General features: G+C 47.4%; 15 protein-coding genes. 3 read left to right on the forward strand and 12 right to left on the reverse strand.

All coding sequences use genetic code 11. From position 1 onward, the window contains the following. Nucleotides 1–41 precede the first annotated feature (41 nt). On the reverse strand, nt 42–1,217 hold the full coding sequence (gene fadA, locus Q1A08_RS14705) for an acetyl-CoA C-acyltransferase FadA (protein WP_299774224.1): 1,176 nt from the start codon (nt 1,215–1,217) through the stop codon (nt 42–44). A gap of 72 nt (nt 1,218–1,289) precedes the next feature. Beyond that, a complete protein-coding gene (gene fadB, locus Q1A08_RS14710) occupies nt 1,290–3,440 on the reverse strand; it encodes a fatty acid oxidation complex subunit alpha FadB (protein ID WP_299774226.1) in 2,151 nt (716 codons plus the stop codon). 358 nt (nt 3,441–3,798) lie between these two features. Here fadB and Q1A08_RS14715 point away from each other — a divergent pair, with 358 nt between their 5' ends. From Q1A08_RS14715 to Q1A08_RS14725, 3 genes are all read left to right on the forward strand, one after another. Beyond that, nucleotides 3,799–4,608, forward strand: a complete 810-nt coding sequence (locus tag Q1A08_RS14715) for an SDR family oxidoreductase (protein WP_299774228.1) — start codon at nt 3,799–3,801, stop codon at nt 4,606–4,608. Nucleotides 4,609–4,621: 13 nt separating this feature from the next. Further along, nucleotides 4,622–5,563, forward strand: a complete 942-nt coding sequence (locus Q1A08_RS14720; protein WP_299774230.1) for an MBL fold metallo-hydrolase — start codon at nt 4,622–4,624, stop codon at nt 5,561–5,563. A 234-nt stretch (nt 5,564–5,797) separates the two neighbouring features. Then, nucleotides 5,798–7,534 (forward strand): bifunctional diguanylate cyclase/phosphodiesterase, encoded by a 1,737-nt coding sequence (locus Q1A08_RS14725; protein WP_299774232.1) that lies wholly within the window; start codon nt 5,798–5,800, stop codon nt 7,532–7,534. Between the two features lie 57 nt (nt 7,535–7,591). Here the strand turns inward: Q1A08_RS14725 and Q1A08_RS14730 are convergent, their stop codons facing one another. The 10 genes from Q1A08_RS14730 to sdhA all read right to left on the reverse strand — a co-directional run bounded on the left by Q1A08_RS14730 (nt 7,592) and on the right by sdhA (nt 22,098). Continuing rightward, entirely contained in the window at nt 7,592–8,926 is a 1,335-nt protein-coding gene (locus Q1A08_RS14730) for a class II 3-deoxy-7-phosphoheptulonate synthase (RefSeq protein ID WP_299774234.1), read from the reverse strand. A 128-nt stretch (nt 8,927–9,054) separates the two neighbouring features. Next, the gene (locus tag Q1A08_RS14735; RefSeq protein ID WP_299774236.1) at nt 9,055–9,402 is read right to left on the reverse strand and encodes a rhodanese-like domain-containing protein; all 348 of its coding nucleotides are present in this window, start codon (nt 9,400–9,402) and stop codon (nt 9,055–9,057) included. A gap of 64 nt (nt 9,403–9,466) precedes the next feature. Continuing rightward, nucleotides 9,467–10,489, reverse strand: coding sequence for a hypothetical protein (locus Q1A08_RS14740; protein WP_299774238.1), 1,023 nt, complete (start codon nt 10,487–10,489; stop codon nt 9,467–9,469). A 163-nt stretch (nt 10,490–10,652) separates the two neighbouring features. Continuing rightward, entirely contained in the window at nt 10,653–11,525 is an 873-nt protein-coding gene (gene sucD, locus Q1A08_RS14745; RefSeq protein WP_299774240.1) for a succinate--CoA ligase subunit alpha, read from the reverse strand. After that, nucleotides 11,526–12,692 carry an ADP-forming succinate--CoA ligase subunit beta gene (gene sucC / locus Q1A08_RS14750; RefSeq protein ID WP_299774242.1) on the reverse strand — a complete coding sequence of 389 codons (1,167 nt, stop codon included), beginning with the start codon at nt 12,690–12,692 and terminating at the stop codon, nt 11,526–11,528. It lies immediately after the preceding gene. Between the two features lie 265 nt (nt 12,693–12,957). Beyond that, nucleotides 12,958–14,400 carry a dihydrolipoyl dehydrogenase gene (gene lpdA, locus Q1A08_RS14755; RefSeq protein WP_299774244.1) on the reverse strand — a complete coding sequence of 481 codons (1,443 nt, stop codon included), beginning with the start codon at nt 14,398–14,400 and terminating at the stop codon, nt 12,958–12,960. Between the two features lie 91 nt (nt 14,401–14,491). After that, nucleotides 14,492–15,709 carry a 2-oxoglutarate dehydrogenase complex dihydrolipoyllysine-residue succinyltransferase gene (odhB, locus tag Q1A08_RS14760; protein ID WP_299774245.1) on the reverse strand — a complete coding sequence of 406 codons (1,218 nt, stop codon included), beginning with the start codon at nt 15,707–15,709 and terminating at the stop codon, nt 14,492–14,494. Nucleotides 15,710–15,792: 83 nt separating this feature from the next. Next, nucleotides 15,793–18,633 carry a 2-oxoglutarate dehydrogenase E1 component gene (locus Q1A08_RS14765; protein ID WP_299774247.1) on the reverse strand — a complete coding sequence of 947 codons (2,841 nt, stop codon included), beginning with the start codon at nt 18,631–18,633 and terminating at the stop codon, nt 15,793–15,795. 972 nt (nt 18,634–19,605) lie between these two features. After that, the gene (locus Q1A08_RS14770) at nt 19,606–20,310 is read right to left on the reverse strand and encodes a succinate dehydrogenase iron-sulfur subunit (RefSeq protein ID WP_299774249.1); all 705 of its coding nucleotides are present in this window, start codon (nt 20,308–20,310) and stop codon (nt 19,606–19,608) included. 15 nt (nt 20,311–20,325) lie between these two features. Next, nucleotides 20,326–22,098, reverse strand: a complete 1,773-nt coding sequence (gene sdhA, locus Q1A08_RS14775) for a succinate dehydrogenase flavoprotein subunit (RefSeq protein ID WP_299774251.1) — start codon at nt 22,096–22,098, stop codon at nt 20,326–20,328.

Here is a 22,098-nt window from a genome sequence, read left to right on the forward strand (position 1 = left end):
CGGGCCGAAGCCCGTTTTCTTTTTGCAATTTAATTTCTAAATTACAAACGCTCAATAATAGTACTAATGCCCTGCCCTAAACCAACACACATAGTGGATAAACCATAGCGTCCGTTGTTTTGCTGCATAACATTTAACAAGGTACCGGTGATTCGTGCACCAGAACAACCAAATGGATGACCCAATGCGATTGCACCACCGTGTAGGTTTACCTTTTCATCCATGCAGTCAAGCAAGTTTAAGTCCTTCAATACCGGCAAAGCTTGCGCCGCGAAGGCTTCATTCAGTTCAACATAATCGATGTCTTCGATGCTAATGCCAGCACGCTCTAGAGCTTTCTGAGTTGAAGGTACTGGACCGTAACCCATGATAGAAGGATCAACACCCGCAACCGCCATCGCACGAATAACCGCCTGCGGCTGGATGCCTAGCTCTTCAGCCTTTTCCGCTGACATAACGATCATGCACGATGCGCCATCGGTAATCTGTGAAGAAGAGCCGGCCGTTACTGTACCGCCCTTAGGGTTAAATACAGGCTTCAACTGAGACAGGCCTTCTACGGTAGTTTCAGGACGAATCGTTTCATCTTGCTCAACCAATACTAGGGCACCATTGGCATCATGGCCCTGAATTGGAATAATTTCGTTATCAAAACCACCTTCAGTACGAGCTTTGTGGGCTAGACGATGAGAGCGCTCAGCAAACTGATCTTGCTGCTCGCGAGTCATGCCGTGCATTAAGCCCAGCATCTCAGCAGTTAAGCCCATAGCGCCAGCGGCTTTTGCTACGTGCTTGGCTAAGCGCGGGTTAGGATCAACACCGTGATCCATAGCAACGTGCCCCATATGCTCAACACCGCCAATAACAAACACATCACCATTATTGGTTTGAATGGCTTGAGCTGCGGTGTGCAAAGCCGACATAGAAGAACCACACAAACGGCTAACGGTTTGGGCCGCAGCAGTGTGAGGAATATCGGTCATTAAAGAAACCATACGAGCGATGTTCATGCCCTGCTCTTTGGTTTGGTTTACACACCCCCAGATCACATCTTCAACTAAAGCCGGATCTACTTTAGGGTTACGCGCCAATAGGCCATTGATCAAATCAGCCGAAATATCTTCCGCACGACGGTTACGGAAACAACCATTTTTGGAACGACCCATTGGGGTACGGCCAAAGTCAATAATTACTGCATCTCTTGGATTTAAGCTCACGTCTTAATCTCCTATTATTTGGCAGGCTCTACCTGCCAATTGCTATTCGGATTCAGGTCTTTTAAGCGTGGCTTAAAAGAAGGTTTCGCCATTTTTGGCCATTTCACGCAAACGCTCGGTCGCCTGATACATTTCGCCAATCTCAGCGTATTTGTCTGCGCGAGCAACAAACTCAGCCACACCCATATCATCGATATAGTGCAATGCACCGCCGCGGAATGGAGGGAAACCTACACCGTAAATTAGGGACATATCAACGTCGTTTGCACTGTCGGCAATGCCTTCTTCCAAACAACGAACCGCTTCAAGACACATTGGAATCATCAAACGATCAACAATGGTTTCGGCATCGAAGTCCTGGCGAGCATCAACGTGATCAGCCAATAGATCCCAAACAGTTTCGTCAGCGACTTTCTTCTGACGACCACGGCGATCCAGCTCATACTTGTAGTAACCGGCATCGTTTTTCTGACCGTAGCGACCAGCTTCAAACAAGACTTCAGAAGCGCTCTTATAGTCAGCTGACATGCGAGTTGGGAAGCCTTCACGCATAACCGCGCCCGCTTTCACACCCGTGTCGATACCAACAACATCACACAAATAAGCTGGACCCATCGGCCAACCGAACTTCTCCATAACCTTATCGATCTGGACAAAGTCTGCGCCTTCTTTAACAAGGCCCATGAAGGCACCCATGTAAGGACTTAAGATGCGATTTACCAAGAAGCCTGGGCAGTCATTAACAACAACAGGCTTTTTACCCATCGCCAAAGCGTAAGCCACGGTACGAGCAACCGCTTCATCATTGGTTTTCTCACCACGGATAACTTCTACCAAGGGCATTTTGTGCACAGGGTTGAAGAAGTGCATACCGCAAAAATCTTCTGGGCGTTTTAGCGCTTCAGCCAAGTAGCTAATGGAGATAGTAGAAGTATTAGAAGTCAGTACTGCGCCTTCTTTCAACTTAGTTTCGGTTTCCGCCAATACGGCATGCTTCACCTTAGGGTTTTCTACCACCGCTTCAACAACGATATCGGCTGTTTCCATGCCTTCGTAGCTAAGAGCAGGATCGATCGCATTTAAAACGCCAGCCATTTGTTCTGCTGTCATACGGCCACGCTTAACGCGAGTGGACAACAGTTTAGTGGCTTCACTCAAACCTAGGTCGATGCCGTCTTGAGCGATATCTTTCATAATAATTGGCGTGCCTTTTAGGGCTGACTGGTAAGCGATACCACCACCCATAATACCAGCACCCAACACCGCTGCTTTTTCTACTTTAGCGGTAGATTTCTTAGCCCAGGTTTTACCGGTTTTGGCCAACTCTTGGTCACCCAAGAACAAACCAACTAAATTCTTCGCTACTTCGGTTTTCGCCAGCTTGGCAATACCTTTAGCTTCTTCCGCTAATGCACCATCACGATCCAATTTAGCGGCTTTTTGCATAACCTTAATTGCAGTTACCGGTGCTGGGTAATGGGGACCCGCTTGACCGGCAACAAAAGCTTTAGAGGTTTCAAAGCTCATCATCATCTCGATGTCGTTCAACTGTAATGGCTGAAGCTTCTCTTGACGCTTGGCTTTATAGTCAAGTTTACCGGCAACCGCCTGCTCTAGCATGGCGATACCCACTTCTTTCAATTTAGCAGGCTCTACTACAGCATCCACAGCACCGGCTTTAAGTGCAGCATCTGCACGCTGTTCTTTACCAGAAGCGATCCACTCAATGGCATTATCTGCACCAATAACGCGAGGCAAACGCACGGTACCACCAAAGCCCGGGATAATACCCAACTTAGTTTCTGGCAAACCGATCTTGGCTGCGGTCGACATGACACGGTAGTCGCAGGTCAAAGCCATTTCTAAACCACCGCCCAATGCGAAACCATTTACACAGGCAACACTTGGGAAAGGTAAGTCTTCGATAACATTGAAAACTGACTTATTGGTTTCTAGTACGCCGGCCGCAATATTTTCTTCGGATTCAGAAAAATTGTTACCAAATTCAGAAATATCTGCACCGACGATAAATACGTCTTTACCACTGGTGACCAATAGGCCTTTTACATTATCTGCAGAACGTAAGGTTTCCGCAGCTTGACGCAACTCATCGGTGGTCAAGGCATTAAATTTATTAACTGAATCGCCTTCGAGATTGAAATTCAACTCAGCAAACCCGTTGTCTAGCTGGGTTACTGTTATGGCCTTTCCTGAAAAGATCATCTATCAGCCTCACTTTGTGAATGGAATAAAGTTTGAACACTTTTGGCGCCTAAAGGCACGCTACACGCCCAACTTTAGGGTGTAACAAGGTTAAGGATTCGCCCAAAAACGGCCAATGGTAAATCCGACCACATTGCCTGACATAAAAGCACCCAACATTTGGCCCAGCGAATCATTACTAGTAATAATACGCCCTACAACTATCATCTCTGTGAATCATTTACCATTCAGCATGATATGTTGGGAATAGGCAAAGCCTGTGACATGCTAAAGCCCACTAATTACCTTCATATTAGGCTGCCAGCAGCCCAAAATGACATAACCTTTGAACTAAAATAATAAAGCGATTGAGAACACCATGAAGCTAAATGATAAAATCATCGTCATTACCGGCGCAGCCAACGGAATTGGTAAGGCCTTGGCACAACGATTCGCTCAAGAATCACCAAAGCGATTGATCCTTGCAGACATTGATGGCGATAGTCTAAACACCATCTGCCAAGACCTGCCAATGGCAGAGGCCAAAGTCTGTGATATCGGCACCGAGGAAGGCGTACAAGAGCTGGTAAACAGCACCTTAAGTGACCACGGACATATCGATCTATTTTGCGGCAACGCGGGTATCCTGCGCCTCGGCGGCGTAAACACCAGCGAAAGCGACTTCCAAAAAGTATGGGATATCAACGTGCAATCTCATATCTGGGCTGCCAGAGCCGCCCTGCCTAGCATGCTAGAGCGCGGCAGCGGTTACTTTTTAATCACCGCATCTGCTGCAGGATTACTTACCCAACTTGGCTCACTAAGCTACTCGGTCAGTAAACATGCCGCGCTTTCTATTGCTGAATGGCTGGCAGTAACCCACGGCCACCAAGGCATCAAAGTTTCAGCACTATGCCCCCAAGCCGTTGAATCCAATATGACCGCCGGCACCGATGGCAGTGTCGCGGGAATTGATGGCATGTTGCCTGCCGAAACTGTCGCTGACTGCGTGCTTGAAGGTATAGACAGTGAGGAATTCTTAATCCTGCCACACCCAAATGTTAAGCAGTATTTTCAAAATAAAGCCAATGACTACGGTCGCTGGCTAGGCGGCATGCAGAAACTGCAACAGCAATTTGCGGCACTCATGCCCGAAAATGTGCTCGATGGCAGCCAGGACTTAAAATAAAAGGGTTTTCGAGATGGCGAATGTATTAGCGACAGAGCACCTAGGCTATGGCGTATACTGCATTGATACCGGTATGGGGCGCCCAGGGCTAGCCAGCTGCTATTTAATCGTAGACGGTGACGAAGCAGCGCTTGTTGAAACCGGCACACACCTGTGTGCCCCCACCATCATTGCGGCAATTAAGGAACTGGGAATTGAGTTAGCACAGTTACGTTACATTATCCCCACCCATGTGCACCTAGACCACGCAGGAGGCGCAGGAACCTTAATGGCACAATGCCCCAATGCTACGCTATTAATTCACCCTCGCGGTGAAAGGCATATGGTTGAGCCTGATAAATTAAAAAATGCCACCATTGCGGTTTATGGCGAAGAAATATTTTCCGCGACTTACGGTGACCTCATTGCGGTACCAGCAGATCGTGCCATTAGCGTTAATGATGGTGAGTATCATATGCTTGGTAATCGAAAGCTTACCTTCTTAGATACTCCTGGACATGCGCGTCATCATTTTTGTATTTATGACGCTGAAAGTCGTGGAATTTTTAGCGGCGATACTTTCGGCGTTTCCTACCCGGCACTTAATCAAAGCTGCGATGGAAATTTTATATTCCCTCCTAGCACGCCAGTACATTTTGACCCTCCAGTCTGGAAGCAAAGCATTGAACGATTGATGGCACTTCAGGCTGAACGAGTTTATCTAACCCACTATGGCATGGTTGAGCAGCTCAACAAGCTAGCAGAAGATTTAATAGTTCAAATCGACTGTTATGCTGAATATGCCGAAAAGCGAAGCGAAGCACTGGAGAAAATAGAAACTGACATCTGCGAAGACAGCATCAGTAGATTGCGGGCAATGAACTGCCAGCTAAGCGATCAAGACATTCTTAGCATTATTGGCCTGGATCAAAAGATCAACGCCCAAGGCCTTGCCCATTGGGTTAGCAGTCGTTAGACCACTCTTCTTTTAGCTGGCGGAGTTTTATCCTCCGCCAGCAGCCTTCCCCCAGCAAATAATTTCTAGCAATTCATTCAAGTACTCTTTTTTATGCCGATAAAAGCAATGCATCCGACTACCAATCAGCTGATGCATTAGAAATTAAATATAACTGTCATATTAATGTTGGATGCTAGCGAGACGGCAGGAAGCCATCTAGTAGCAAGAAGCTATTTGATGTGAGTTAACAATATGCGTGGCGAGTTACAAAGTATTATTGCAGAGAAATCGGTAAATAGTTTATTCCAACCGATCATAGACAAAGCAAGTGGCGAAATATTTGCCTATGAGGCATTGAGCCGAGGTCCATCAGATAGTGTTTTACACTCCCCTACCCAACTGATTGAGCAAGCTCAGCAACATGGGCTCTTAGCGGCAATCGAGCACCTATGTCGACAAAGAGCCATTGAACGATTCTGTGATTTGTCTTTACCGGGAAAACTATTTCTCAATGTTTCCCCGCAAACCATTCAACAAGTTGATCATCAACAGGGAAGAACCTTAGAACTGCTGGCAGAGTACGATATTAGCCCAGAGCAAATTGTTATTGAACTAACGGAACAACATCCGGGCAGCGACGAAGGCGCTGTTATAAAGGCCCTGCAATATTATCAAGAAATGGGTTTTGCCATCGCTCTAGATGACCTTGGTGCCGGCTATTCATCATTGCGACTATGGTCGCAGGTTAAACCTGAGTTTGTCAAAATAGATCGCCATTTTATTGAAGGCATAGAAGCCGATCCTACCAAACAGGAGTTTGTTCGCTCATTTGTTGAAATAGCGCAATCCATGCACTGCAAGGTTATTGCTGAAGGTGTAGAAACTGAATCAGAGTTTGAGTACCTCTGCCAGTTAAAAGTCGATTATTTACAAGGCTACTTTTTCTGCCGACCCAATGCACGACCACCTACGACTATTCGCCTTAGCCGCGTCGTTCGCTCACACTCCGAAAGGCGCAATGGACATGGAGTTTATGCGCGAAATCTTGCAATTCACTCAATCAATGTCTTTGAAGAAAATACGGTTGAGGAAACGGTACAGCTATTTCTTAACCGGCCCAGCATTAACTCGATCGCTGTAGTAAAAGATACAAAGGTGGTAGGCATTGCCAATAGAAGTCGACTGCAAGGCCTACTCGCCAAACCTTTTGGTCGAGACCTTTACGCCAGCCGGTTGATATCCTCGGTTATGGAAAAAGCTCCACTGATTGTAGATGCACAGCTTAGTATTGAACAAGTTAGCCGCATGGTCACCTCAAGAGCCAGATACCATCAAGAGGATGACTTTATAATATGTGATCAAGGGAATTTTTTGGGTATTGGTCATGTTATCGATCTGCTCAAACAGGTTACCGAACTGCAACTTAAGCAGGCTCGACATGCAAACCCTCTTACTCAGTTACCCGGACTAATCCCCATTAACGATTGCATGGAGCAACTGCTCGCGGGCCATCGTGATTTTGTCGTTTGCCATTTCGACATAGATAACTTTAAACCGTTTAACGATGTTTATGGTTTTTCAAAAGGCGATGAAGTTATTTTAGCCTTGGGCCAAAGCTTGAAAAGTCACGCCGATAATACCAGCGATACCGTGGGTCATATTGGCGGGGATGATTTTGTAGTTTTATGGAACAGCGAGGACTGGAATGAACGACTCAAACGAGTAGGTCAGAGTTTTAGTAATATCAGCCGAGACTTGTATTTGTCAGAACATGTTCAAGCTGGAGGCTTTGAATGCAAAGACCGCTATGATGAAACTCGTTTTTTCCCTTTGACAAGCATATCTGTAGCCGCCTTAGAAGTAAAAACAAAACAATTCAATAATGCCTTTGAGATATCTAGCGCCCTATCACCTCTCAAAGCCGCCGCTAAACAAGTGGCGGGCAATTCCCTAGTTCTTAATCAAGCGGGAAATGCCCAACAATTGTAAGGGGTAATTTATAAGCTACTACCTCTTTACAATCCCCCTATCACTCTATGATTATGCTCAGCGCAAGCAGTCAGCGATATTAAAAGCCAGCTCCAATACCTGCTGAGCATTTAGGCGTGGATCACACTGGGAGCGATAGCAGTTTTCGAGATCTGCTTCACTAACATGGTAGCTTCCACCTAGGCATTCGGTAACATGTGCCCCTGTCATCTCCAAATGTACGCCACCAGGATGTTGCCCCTCTGCTTCAAGCACCTGAAAGAAATTTTGGATTTCTTTTAAGATTTCATCAAATGAACGGGTTTTAAAACCATTCCCAGAGGTTACTGTATTACCATGCATTGGATCGCTGGACCACACTACTGACCGCCCTTCGCTGGCAACTCTAGCTGCTAAGGCTGGTAGCTTTTCGGCTATTTTGTTGGCCCCCATACGGGTGATTAGGGTTAATCTCCCAGGTTCATTTTCAGGGTTTAATCGATCAACCAGACGAATCAAGTCATCACCCTCGACGCTTGGACCAACTTTAATGCCGATAGGGTTTTGAATGCCTCTCATATATTCAATATGGGCGCCATCCAGTTGGCGAGTCCTCTCGCCAATCCAAAGCATATGTGCAGCACAGTTGTACCACTGCCCACTAAAACTGTCCTGTCGTGTTAAGGCCTGCTCATAATTAAGCAATAAAGCCTCATGGGACGTATAAAGATCGGTTCTGGCTAAGGCTGGGTGAGTTTCACTGCTAACTCCACAAACCTCCATAAAATCCAAGGTATCCTGAATACGCCCCGCCAATTCCTGATAGCGAGCGCACTGTTCATTGCCTTCAACAAAATCTAAATTCCAACGGCTGACCTGATGAAGATCCGCCATGCCTCCTTGCACCATAGAGCGAAGCAGATTTAATGTTGCTGTCGATTGATGGTAAGCCTTAAGTAAACGCTCAGGATCTGGCGTTCTTGCGCCTACGGTAAAATCCGTCGCATTAATAATGTCACCGCGATAACTATCAAGGCTTACACCGTCACGCTGTTCCGTATCCGAAGACCTTGGCTTGGCAAACTGCCCCGCGATGCGCCCTACTTTAACCACTGGCTTACGCCCGGCATAAGTCAGCACTATGGCCATCTGCAATATAACCTTCAGAGTATCGCGGATTTGATTCGCTGAAAAATCCCGAAACGACTCCGCACAATCACCGCCTTGCAATAAAAAGGCCTTACCGTTGGCAACATCGGCTAGTTGCTGTTTTAAACGCTCAGACTCCTTGGCAAACACCAAGGGTGGCTGCTGTGCTATCTGCTCTAGCACCGCCTTATGAGCTTCGGGGTCGGGGTATGTGGGTTGTTGCAGAATTGGGAATTGCTGCCAACTGTTCGGGGACCAATTCATGAATGCGGTTCCAGCTAATCAAATAAACAAAGGCTGGGATTGTACCGCATTCGAAGCTACAACAAAGTGCTATTTAATTTACCCATAAAGTGTCTTTACAGGCGTTTCAGAACCAAAGTAGCTCAGCACTACTTTTGATTTTCACAAACAGCATCAATTGCGCAAGTAATTACCGTTACGTTTTGATAACCCAAGCGCTTTAGTTGCTCTGCGGCAAGGGTAGCGCGAGCACCTGAAGCGCAATGAATGTAGATAGTTTGGGATGGATCTGGATGGCTTGTAGACAACTTCATCTCCAAGACTCCTCTTGGGATATGTACAGAATTTGGCGCTGGCTTCTCGGCAACTTCGGCGGCTTCGCGCACATCGATAACGATACCATCGTTATCACTTTGCTCGGCAAAAGCTTCCTCAGCACTTAAGCAGCGTAGCTCTTGTCTAGCCTCGCTGACTAATTCAGGTATTGGGCGCAACATAGTGTTTCCTCAAACTAAACCGTAAAACCCTATATTAGCCCAACCTTATATTAATTCAAAGGCGTTAATTACAATGCGCAGGAGGTTTGCCGTTGATCTGCTGAATGAGAGCCCGAGGCGCCCACCAACAAAGATTGTGGAAGCTTGGCTCACTTTCAAGAAAAGGGTTTTTTAAAATGATCAGTTTAGGCTGTTTTCTTTCAAGCCAATCAATCTCCTCTTGGAAATGCTTTTTAAACAAGCCTCGCATAGAACCGTCTTGCATGCTTCTGTAAAATCCGTAATTGATGCGCTCCATTATCCATTGATAATCCTTATGCATATAAAGATAGATGGGATATGGGTAATACCAAGCATACTCTTCAAACACCTGGATATCAGGAAAACGGCTTTGCCAATACTGCTCTTCCGTAAAAATTTGATTTAAACCTCTAGGGATAGCATCAAAGCGATCCGCTTCCAACATTGGAAACAGATTACTGTAGTGCGGCGTACCCACTAAGGTTAAGTTGTTCGCTTCTAGTATGGAGTAATCTCGCCAATGCTGACCAAAGCCGATGCGCAGCTTTGACTGTATGTCTCCCATAGATTGAATAGCTGAAAGCTTTGCTAAATTCTTTTGGTGGCTCAGCAACAATCGAAAACCCATTAAGCCAGCAACTAAATTACTATCCGTACGAATCAACTCTGGGATTTGATATTGGCGGTGCTCAGACAGGGTCGCAAACATCGGAAATTGTCTATTGCGGATAACCGATACAGCACGCTGCTGAGTTAGTGGCTGGGTCCAAGGCCGTAAACGCAGACGGGGCTTCTCTTTACTTGTATAGCTTAAGATTAAGGCCATAGCATCGGTACGGAATTGGTGGCGTACGTGGGTTTGAAAATACCAAAGATCTACAACTTCTGATCGTGGACTTGAGGTTTGGGACGATGCTATTTGGGACGTGCCTGTTTGAGATATAGCTGAGTAAGAGTTAGCGGCTTGGGCGTGGAGTTCGACAGAGCCAAACAAACCACAAACAGCGCTCAGTGTAAGAGCGAGGATAAAGTGAGACAGCCGAAAAAATGAAACTTGCCTAAACAATATGATATTCCTCAAGGTTATAGACAGCCCGGCGTCCATACATCAAGGCAATATTCTATAGCTAGCGCGCTATACAAACCAGAGTTTGTTCCAAAGGTCGCTAACCTGTAAAGCAAAAACAAAAAAGGCGGGCTAAGCCCGCCTTTTTAAGCAATAAAAGTGCTTACCAACCGGTAATTTCTTTCAATGCTTCACCGATGTCCGCCAAAGAACGAACGGTTTTAACACCCGCGTCCTGCAGCGCAGCGAACTTCTCATCAGCAGTACCTTGACCACCAGAGATGATTGCACCGGCGTGACCCATACGCTTACCTGGAGGCGCAGTAACACCTGCAATGTAAGATACAACGGGCTTAGTAACATTGGCCTTGATGTAAGCAGCAGCTTCTTCTTCTGCAGTACCACCAATTTCACCAATCATCACAATCGCTTCGGTCTTATCATCGTTTTGGAACATTTCCAAAATGTCGATGAAGTTAGAACCTGGGATTGGGTCACCACCGATACCAACACAGGTAGACTGGCCGTAACCAAAGTCAGTTGTTTGCTTAACGGCTTCGTAAGTCAAAGTACCAGAGCGAGATACGATACCTACTTTACCTGGCAAGTGAATGTGACCTGGCATAATACCAATCTTACATTCGCCTGGGGTGATAACACCTGGACAGTTAGGGCCGATCAAACGTACACCCAGCTCGTCACACTTAACTTTAGCGTCAAGCATGTCTAGGGTAGGAATACCTTCGGTGATACATACGATCAACTTAACGCCAGAGTGAGCCGCTTCCAAGATAGAATCTTTACAGAATGGCGCAGGTACGTAGATTACAGAGGCATCAGCACCAGTGGCTTCAACCGCTTCACGCATGGTGTTAAATACCGGTAGACCAAGGTGAGTCGTGCCACCTTTACCTGGAGTTACACCACCAACCATATTTGTGCCGTACTCAATCGCTTGCTCAGAGTGGAAAGTACCCTGAGAGCCAGTGAAACCCTGACACAATACTTTAGTGTTCTTGTCGATTAATACGCTCATTTATTTGCCCTCCGCAGCTTTTACAACCTGCTGAGCAGCATCGGTCAAGCTAGTTGCCGCAATGATGTTCAAACCGCTGTCGGCTAGAACTTTAGCGCCTAGCTCAGCGTTGTTACCTTCTAGACGTACAACCACAGGAACTTTTACGCCTACTTCTTCAACTGCACCGATTACACCTTCAGCAATCAAGTCACAGCGAACGATACCACCGAAGATGTTGATCAAAACCGCTTCAACACTTTCGTCAGACAAGATGATCTTGAACGCTTCAACAACACGCTCTTTAGTTGCGCCGCCACCTACGTCAAGGAAGTTCGCAGGTGCACCACCGTGCAATTTAACGATGTCCATGGTACCCATGGCCAAACCAGCGCCATTCACCATGCAACCGATGTTACCGTCTAGTGCAACGTAGTTTAGCTCCCACTTAGCCGCATGCGCTTCGCGCTCGTCTTCTTGAGTAGGATCGTGCATTTCTTTGATCTTAGGCTGACGGTACAAAGCATTAGAATCGATATTGATTTTACCGTCCAAGCAGTGCAAGTTACCCTGATCAGTGATTACTAGAGGGTTGATTTCTAGTAGCGCGAAATCGTGGTCTTGGAACATCTGCGCCAAGCCTAAGAAGATCTTAGTGAACTGCTTGATTTGATCGCCCTGTAAACCCAACTGGAACGCTAAGTCACGAGCCTGGTATGGCTGTGCGCCAACCAATGGATCGATCTCAGCCTTCAAGATTTTCTCTGGAGTCTCTTCAGCAACTTTTTCAATCTCTACACCGCCTTCGGTGGAGGCCATGAAAACAATGCGACGAGTAGAACGGTCTACTACTGCACCCAGGTACAATTCCTGGTCAATATCGGTGCAGGATTCAACCAAAATACGGCTAACAGGCTGACCATTTTCATCTGTCTGGTAAGTTACCAGGTTGTTGCCTAACCACTGTTTGGCAAACTCTTCGATTTCCGCTTTGTTATCAACCAGCTTAACACCGCCAGCTTTACCACGGCCACCTGCGTGTACCTGAGCTTTAACTACCCACTTATCACCACCGATAATAGCGGCAGCGCCTGCGGCTTCAGCTGGTGTCTCTGCAGCGACACCTTTGGAAACCGGCAAACCGTATTCGGCAAACAACTGTTTGGCCTGATACTCATGCAAATTCATGATGCTTTTCCGTTAATTGATCCAATGCTGCGAACAGCATATTTCTGTTTACTTAACGCCTGTGCATTATTGCCAAGGACGTCCTAATTAAATGCCATATTCGAGCGATTTCTGTCACCTATTGAGCAAACAAAACCGCCTAGCTTTTCCCGCCAAGTTCGAATACAGCCGGGGACAAGCCCCTCAAATCCTTTTGTTTTGTTGTTATTCCATTTGCCCGTTAATCAAGTGCACTTAATTTAACGAGCTAATTCCTGCGTCTATTTTACTTACGACGCTTGCGGTTAGGCATATGAATAGCATGGCCATTTACAGCCAAAGCCGCCTCTTTAACCGCTTCAGAGAAAGTTGGGTGACTAAATACTGTCATGCCAATATCTTCTGCAGTGGTTCCAAACTCCATCGCCAAGGCAACTTGCTGAACCAAGTCCGCCGCATTAGGGCCAACAATATGGCAACCCAAGACGCGATCGGTCTTAGCATCGGCAATCATCTTCACCATACCTTCAGTTTGATCAGCCGCGACTGCACGGCCGATAGCAACAAATGGGAAAAGACCCACATTGTACTCTTCGCCGTCAGCTTTAATCTGCTCTTCGGTGCGACCCACAGCCGCCACTTCTGGGTGGGTGTAGATTACACTTGGAATAATATCGTAGTTTACCAGAGGCTTCTGGCCAGCAATACGCTCAGCGACCATGACACCCTCTTCGGAACCTTTGTGCGCCAACATTGGACCACGAACCACATCACCAATAGCCCATACGCCCGGAGCGCTGGTAGAACAAAGATCGTTTACGTAAATGAAACCACGCTCATCCAAGTTTACGCCGCTATCGCCAGCTAATAGGCCTTCAGTGTATGGACGACGACCAACGCAAACAATCAACTTATCGAAAGTTTCTTTCTGCTCGTTGCCATCAGCATCGGTGAAGGTAACCTCAACTTCTTTACCCTTAACTTCACTACCAGTTACACGACAGCTAGTGCGAATATCTAAGCCCTGCTTAGTTAAGATCTTTCGGGTTTCTTTGGCAATTTGCTGATCCATATTGGCCAAGAAGCTGTCTAGAGCCTCTAAGCAAACCACTTTAGAACCCAAGCGGCCCCATACAGAACCCAATTCCAAACCGATAACGCCTGCACCAATAACACCTAAACGCTCTGGAACCTCTGTTAATTCTAGCGCGCCAGTTGAATCAATGATCACATCACCATCAACAGGAGCCACAGGAATATCAACCGGAACAGAACCAGATGCAAGAATGACATTATCAGCATCAAGAATTGATACATTGCCATCATTGTCAGTCAGCTCGACCTGGCGGCCGGCTAGCAGCTTACCACTGCCATACAAAGAAGTGACTTTATTGGATTTAAATAGACCTGCGATACCACCAGACATCTGCTTAACAATCTTCTCTTTGCGAGCGATCATAGCAGGTACGTCAATGGTTACCTCACCTGTGCCAATACCGTGTGCTTGGTAGTCGTCTTTGGCAGCGTGATATTTGTGCGAAGAATCCAACAGGGCTTTGGACGGGATACAGCCTACGTTCAAGCAAGTACCACCGTTAACACCGGCACCTTTTTTATCTTTCCACTTTTCAATACAGGCGGTCTTCAGACCCAATTGAGCAGCTCGAATAGCTGCAACATAACCGGCAGGGCCGGAGCCAATGACAATCACATCGTATTTGTCTGACATAGATGGTTCCCAACTTGTTCTTTTCTAAATATGAAAAAGCCCAGTGCGAGGCGTTGCCTGCTTACACTGGGCAAGAGTGTTTACAATCAGATTACAGTTCTAACAAGATACGCGCTGGGTCCTCCAGCATGTCCTTGATGGCCACCAAAAACTGAACCGCATCTTTACCATCCACCAAACGGTGATCGTAAGATAGCGCCAAGTACATCATTGGCAGAATTTTTACTTCACCATTAACCGCCATAGGGCGCTCTTGGATTTTATGCATACCCAAGATTGCTGTTTGTGGTGGGTTAATAATTGGGGTAGACATCAGAGAACCAAACACACCACCATTGGTGATAGAGAAGGTTCCGCCAGTCATTTCGTCCATGGTCAACTTGCCTTCGCGAGCACGCAAACCGAAATCGCGAATCGTGTTTTCTACTTCAGCCAAGCTCATGTGCTCAGCATTACGCAATACCGGAACAACCAAGCCTTTATCAGTAGAAACCGCAACGCTCACATCTTGATAACCGTGGTAAACCACATCGTCACCATCGATTGAAGCATTAACCGCAGGGAAGCGACGTAGAGCTTCAGTGGCAGCTTTTACAAAGAAGCCCATAAAGCCTAGACGCGTACCGTTGTGGCTCTTTTCAAACATATCTTTGTACTTAGAACGCAAGGCCATCACTGGCGCCATGTTCACCTCGTTAAAGGTGGTTAACATGGCAGTGCCCTGAGTGGTTTCCATCAAACGCTCAGCAATACGCTTACGCATACGCGTCATTGGTACACGCTTCTCGATACGCTCACCGGCTGGCAAGTTAATCGCCGCAGCAGCTGGAGCGGCTGCCGCTTTCGCAGCTGGGGCTGGAGCAGCCGCCGGTGCTGCAGCTGGGGCAGCGCTATGGTTAGCAACATCTTCTTTAGTGATGCGACCGTCTTTACCCGTACCTTTCACAGTAGCCAGGTCGATACCTTTTTCATCAGCCAACTTGCGAGCAGATGGGCTAGCAATGGCATCACCATCACTGCTTTCGTCAGCGGCTGCAGGAGCGGCTGCGGCCGCCGGTGCTTCCGCAACCGCGCCGGCTTCAATAATGGCCAGTACATCTTCAGAAACAACAGTGTCGCCTTCGGCCTTCATGATTTCTTTTAAAACGCCATCAACCGGAGAAACCACTTCTTGGGTCACTTTATCGGTTTCAATATCAACGATGGGCTCGTCACGAGCAACTGCTTCACCAGGCTGTTTGTGCCAGGTTGCCACTTCACCGTCTTGGACAGACTCTGGAAACGTAGGAGTTTTAATTTCAATAGTCATTGTGTCGTTTTTCCTTCTAAGCCAGGGCCCCTGCCCTGGCGCGGTCAATATCTGGGTTACTAATTAAGTTTTTAATCCGAGTGTTATTTATCGAGATTAAGCGCTTCGTCAATAAAGCGATTTTGCTCTTCAATGTGCTGTGACATATAGCCCGCTGCTGGCGCCGCTGACGCTGGACGACCCGCAAAGCTCAATGGCAAGCTTGCATTAACCTGTTCGATAATTCGGCGGAAATGATGCTGACTGCTGTACCAAGCGCCCTGATTCTTAGGCTCTTCCTGACACCAGATCACTTCCTCCAAGTTCGGATAAGTGGCCAGTTCGTTTTTCAGCTCTTCATCTGGGAACGGATATAACTGCTCCAAGCGAACCAGAGCCACATCTTCTTGTCCGCGCTCCATACGTGCTTCCAATAAGTGGTAATACACTTTACCGGAACACAATACTACGCGCTTAATCTTAGATTTATCTTCAAGATTATCGCCAATCACATTCTGGAATTGGCCTTCGGCCAACTCTTCCAAGCTTGACGTCGCTAATTTGTGACGCAGAATCCACTTAGGCGACATCACCACCAGCGGGCGACGCATTGGTCGAATCGCCTGGCGACGCAACATGTGGAACACTTGAGCTGGCGTGGTTGGGATACACACTTGAATATTGTGTTGAGCACACAGCTGTAAATAACGCTCCAAACGAGCGGATGAGTGCTCTGGCCCTTGACCTTCGTAACCGTGCGGCAACAGCATTGTTAGACCACATAGGCGGCCCCACTTTTGCTCACCGGAGGTAATAAACTGATCGATCACGACCTGAGCACCGTTGGCAAAATCACCAAACTGCGCTTCCCAAATCACCAAGCCTTTCGGGCTGGTTGTGGCATAGCCATACTCAAATGCCAGCACAGCTTCTTCTGAAAGATAAGAATCGTACAACTCAAAAGGAGGCTGATCAGCGTATAAGTTTTCTAAAGGCAGATAAGTTTCCGAATCTTTCTGATTATGAACCACCGCATGACGGTGCGAGAAAGTACCCCGGCCTACATCTTGACCCGTAATTCGTATTGGGAAACCCTGCTCTAGCAATGTTGCATACGCTAGGGTTTCACCCATGCCCCAGTTGATAGAAAGAGCACCTTGGGCCATCTTGCTGCGGTCTTCGTAAATTTTATTTACTTGTCGCTGAACTTGAATGCCATCAGGAACATGGGCAATTTTATTGGCCACTTCCTGCAGTTCTTGCATGTCATAGCCGGTGTTGCCATCTGTTAGCCAGTTATGGCCAATATATGGACTCCAATCAACAAACATCGAAGAGTCTGGCTCACTGACCAAACCGTGGGCCACATGCTCACCGCGATCAAGACGTGCGCGATACTCATTCGACATATCGTCAGCTTCGGCCTGACTCATAACACCTTCAGCAACAAGCTGATCAGCATAAATGGTACGGGTCGACTTGTGCTTACGGATCACCTGGTACATCAGTGGCTGAGTCGCTGATGGCTCATCGGTTTCGTTGTGACCGCGACGGCGGTAACAAACCAAATCAATCACTACGTCTTTGTGGAACTCGTTACGGTAGTCAGCAGCTAGCTGAGTAACAAAGGCAACAGCTTCTGGGTCATCACCATTGACGTGTAAGATCGGACATTCGATCATCTTGGCTACGTCAGTACAGTACTCAGTTGAACGCGAGTCTTCACGCTTACTGGTGGTAAAGCCAACCTGGTTATTCAGTACAATATGAATAGTACCGCCAGTGCCGTAGGCGCGTGTTTGCGACATCTGGAAAGTTTCCATGACCACACCTTGACCCGCGAAAGCTGCATCACCGTGAACAACGATAGGCACTACAGTGTTACCTTCGTTATCATCGCGTCGATCTTGGCGAGCTCGTACTGAACCTTCAACCACAGGTGAAGCAATCTCTAGGTGAGACGGGTTAAAGGCCATGGCCAAGTGCACTTCGCCGCCTGGTGTCATCACATTGGAAGAGAAACCCTGGTGATATTTCACATCACCAGAGCTATCGGAGAGCAAGCGCTTGCCTTCAAACTCTTCGAATAGCTCGGATGGGTTCTTACCCAAGACGTTAACCAAGGTATTCAAACGACCGCGGTGTGCCATACCCAGTACAATTTCTTTTGCACCGAAGTGGCCACAACGTTTAATCGTGCCATCCAAGATAGGGATTAAGCTTTCCGCGCCTTCTAGACCAAAGCGCTTGGTACCTGGATACTTAGAATCCAAGTGACGCTCTAGGCCTTCAGCGGCGGTTAAACGCTCTAAAACTTCTTTTTTGATTTGCTCACTAAACACTGGCTTCGAACGCACGCTTTCTAGCCGCTGCTGTAGCCATTGTTTTTCAGCAAAGTCGGTGATGTGCATAATTTCTGGGCCCACAGAGCCACAGTAAGTTTGCTCAAGAGAGTCGACGATCTCTTTTAGCGTGCACTCATCTTTACCAATAAACAGATTACCCGTTTGGAAAACGGTATCTAAATCGGCTGGTGTTAAGCCATGAAAGCCCAAAGCAAGATCAGGCACTTCATCACGAATCATAATGCCTAAGGGATCTAACTTTGCCTTCTTGTGGCCACGAAAACGATAAGAACTGATCAGCTGAACAACGCTAATCTGCTTAGTTTCGTGTTCGATATCCACACCGCCAGAGCCTGGCGCGGCCAGCGGACGTGCACGATTTTTACCCAGCAATTCAAAGTGCTGGCGAATCGTAGAGTGAGGGGTATCCTGAGTTACAACGCCATTAACTCGAGGCAGTTGATCAAAATAACCGCGCCACTCTTCCGGCACAGCATTTGGATCGTGTAAATATGTATCGTAGAGTTCCTCTACATAGGCCGCATTGCCCCCAGAAATATGGGAGGTGCTCCACAGTAGCTCCATGATGCTTTCTTGCATTTATTGCCCACCTTTAAAAGGGGCGCCCCATCTGCACGGGATACAAGATCACTGATTACTTCTGATTGTTTACAATCGTCCACCACAGCCATACTACAGCTGTAATGCACCAAGGCGATCAGCACGTCAGTTCTTGCCGTCGCTGATTCGGAAAACCGAATCGATGCGCGTGTTACCCAAGCCGATAAATCGACCTAATACAGATAGTCTGAGCATAGCCCAGATTACCCCTGCTACATACATTAGCTTTTGCTATTCCAAGGTTCAGTCTTTTGGACTTCCCCCATCATCACTTCGTCCGGTTCTTCCCCGGTGCTGCAAGGCTTGATGAGCCGATACAACATATCGCCCTGGCTAATTACATAGCCATAGGCACTTAACTCTATTAGACAATCACCGGAGCGTTGTCCGCCATACCACTAAAGGCTAGGCTTTACTTGACTACCCTGCCCTTGGCTTTCGCCGATTAGCAGCAGGTGGCTGGGTAGCTGGGTTCCCGCACTGTTTTATAACTCCCAAAGGAGCGAGCTCTTTTTTATTGACAACCTTATGTGGCGCCTTTTAGATCTTTTTAAGCTCTTATCACTCGATCCGTGACTACGCTGAAATATTTTTTCATCGGATCTTTAAGTTTTCTGGCGCCAATGAGTATGCCTTCAGCACGGCAGACGAGCTTTGCGCCAGAAATCAGCGTCAATTTCGCGCAAACTAGCGCAGAAACATTCGCTTATTAATCATTTAGAGCAATAGTGTAGAACAAAATCACCACTTCGCCCTATTGGGCCTTAGTCGATAGCCTAAGCCAGCGATCAAAGGCGCGATATTTTAACCCTATTTGGGTGAAAATTGATAAGACATTGTTGTTTTTTTACAACGATATTCTATCAAAAGAAAACCTTGGCAGGCCGAAACCCCCAAGGTTTTCTGTAAACCGCTTGTAAGCCGCTTAATCCAGACGGCCAAAGCCCACAATTAAGTGGCGCTTTGGATCAGCATATTACGAATATGACCAATCGCGCGGGTTGGGTTCAAACCCTTAGGGCAAACCGACACACAATTCTGAATTCCGTGACAGCGGAATACACTGAACGGGTCATCTAGATTTGCCAAACGCTCTTCAGTTGCAGTGTCACGACTATCCGCCAAGAAACGGTATGCCTGTAACAAACCAGCAGGACCAATGAACTTATCTGGATTCCACCAGAAAGACGGGCAAGAGGTTGAACAACAAGCGCACAAAATGCACTCGTATAAACCATCCAACTTGGCACGATCTTCTGGAGACTGCAAACGCTCAATAGCAGGCGCTGGCTCACTGTTCTGCAAGTAAGGTGTGATTTTCTTGTACTGCTCATAAAACTGAGACATGTCGATCACAAGATCACGAATCACAGGCAAGCCAGGTAGCGGACGCAACACCAAGGTGTTGTTTTCCACACACTCGGACAAAGCCATTACACAGGCCAAGCCATTTTTACCATTGATGTTCATGCCATCTGAGCCACATACACCTTCACGACAAGAACGACGGAATGCCAAGCTCGGCTCCTGAGCCTTCAACAACTCAAGCACATCCAAAACCATCAGGTCTTTACCCTGAGTGTCCACCTCATAAGTTTGCATGGATGGCTCAGCGTCAACGTCAGGATTGTAACGATAAACTTCTACTTTCAACATGATTCCAAGCCCCGTTTAGTAGGTACGAACTTTAGGTTCGAAGTGGTCCATGGTTTTCGGCGCAAAGTTAACAGCACGCTTACCAACACGCTTGTCCTCTGGGTAGTACATGGAGTGACACAACCAGTTTTCGTCATCACGATCTTGGAAGTCTTCACGAGCATGCGCACCACGAGATTCTTTACGCTCTTCCGCTGCAATCGCTGTCGCTTCTGCAACTTCTAGCAAGTTTTGTAGCTCAAGAGCTTCAATACGGGCGGTATTAAACGCATTGGACTTATCATCCAACTTAACATTTTCAATGCGCTCGCGCAGGTCTGCCAACTTCTTGATACCTTCTTGCATAAACTCGCCTTTGCGGAATACACCAAAGTGATTCTGCATAACGGTCTGCAATTCTTTACGAAGTACCGAAGCGTTCTCGCCGTCGTTCTTGTTATTTACACGATCTAGACGAGACAAAGCGGCTTCCAAATCGGAGTCAGTGGCTTCACGATGCTCAATACCTTCACGCAAGGCCTTCTCAATGAACAAGCCAGAAGAGCGGCCAAATACCACCAAATCAAGCAATGAGTTACCACCTAAACGGTTAGCGCCGTGTACCGATACGCAAGCCACTTCACCACAAGCGTAGAAACCATCAATAATCTGATCGTTACCTTCCGCATCAACAGTCAGCGCCTGACCATCAATATTGGTTGGAATACCACCCATCATATAGTGACAGGTTGGCACAACAGGAATAGGCACTTTAACTGGGTCTGCGTGAGCAAAGGTGCGACTCAACTCAAGGATACCTGGCAACTTGGCGTTAAGGGTTTCCTCACCCAAGTGATCCAACTTCAAGAATACGTGATCACCTTCTGGGCCACAGCCGCGACCTTCAAGGATCTCTTGAACCATTGAACGCGCAACAACATCACGACCAGCCAAGTCTTTGGCGTTCGGCGCATAACGCTCCATGAAGCGCTCGCCATCTTTGTTAATTAGGTAGCCACCTTCACCGCGACAACCCTCTGTAACCAATACACCCGCGCCCGCGATACCGGTCGGATGGAACTGCCACATCTCGATATCTTGCACTGGGAAGCCAGCACGCAGCGCCATACCAACACCGTCACCAGTATTGATGTGCGCATTAGTGGTAGAGGCGTAAATACGACCTGCACCGCCCGTGGCAAATACGGTTGCCTTGGACTTAACGTAAACCACTTCGCCATCTTCGATGTTCATGGCGATCACACCAACCACAGCACCATCTTGGTTTTTCACGATATCGATCGCGAACCACTCATTCAGGAATACCGTGTTGTTTTTCACGTTACCTTGGTACAAGGCGTGCAATAGCGCGTGACCGGTACGGTCCGCAGCTGCACAGGTACGAGCGGCCTGACCGCCCTTACCGAAATCTTTAGACTGACCACCAAAAGGACGCTGGTAAATACGGCCTTCTTCAGTACGAGAAAATGGCAAGCCCATGTGCTCAAGCTCAAACACCGCCTCTGGACCTACTGAACACATATATTCAATAGCATCCTGGTCACCGATATAGTCGGAGCCTTTTACGGTGTCATACATGTGCCAGCGCCAATCATCATTCGGATCATCCGAAGCGATTGCACAGGTGATACCACCCTGCGCTGATACCGTGTGTGAGCGAGTTGGAAATACTTTGGTAATTACCGCAGTCTTATAACCAGACTGGGCCAATTGCAGGGCAGCTCGCATGCCTGCACCGCCACCGCCAATAACGATGCCGTCAAATGAAATCGTGCGCATATTCGCCAT

This window comes from uncultured Pseudoteredinibacter sp., assembly GCF_947500695.1.
Classification (GTDB): Bacteria; Pseudomonadota; Gammaproteobacteria; order Pseudomonadales; family Cellvibrionaceae; genus Pseudoteredinibacter.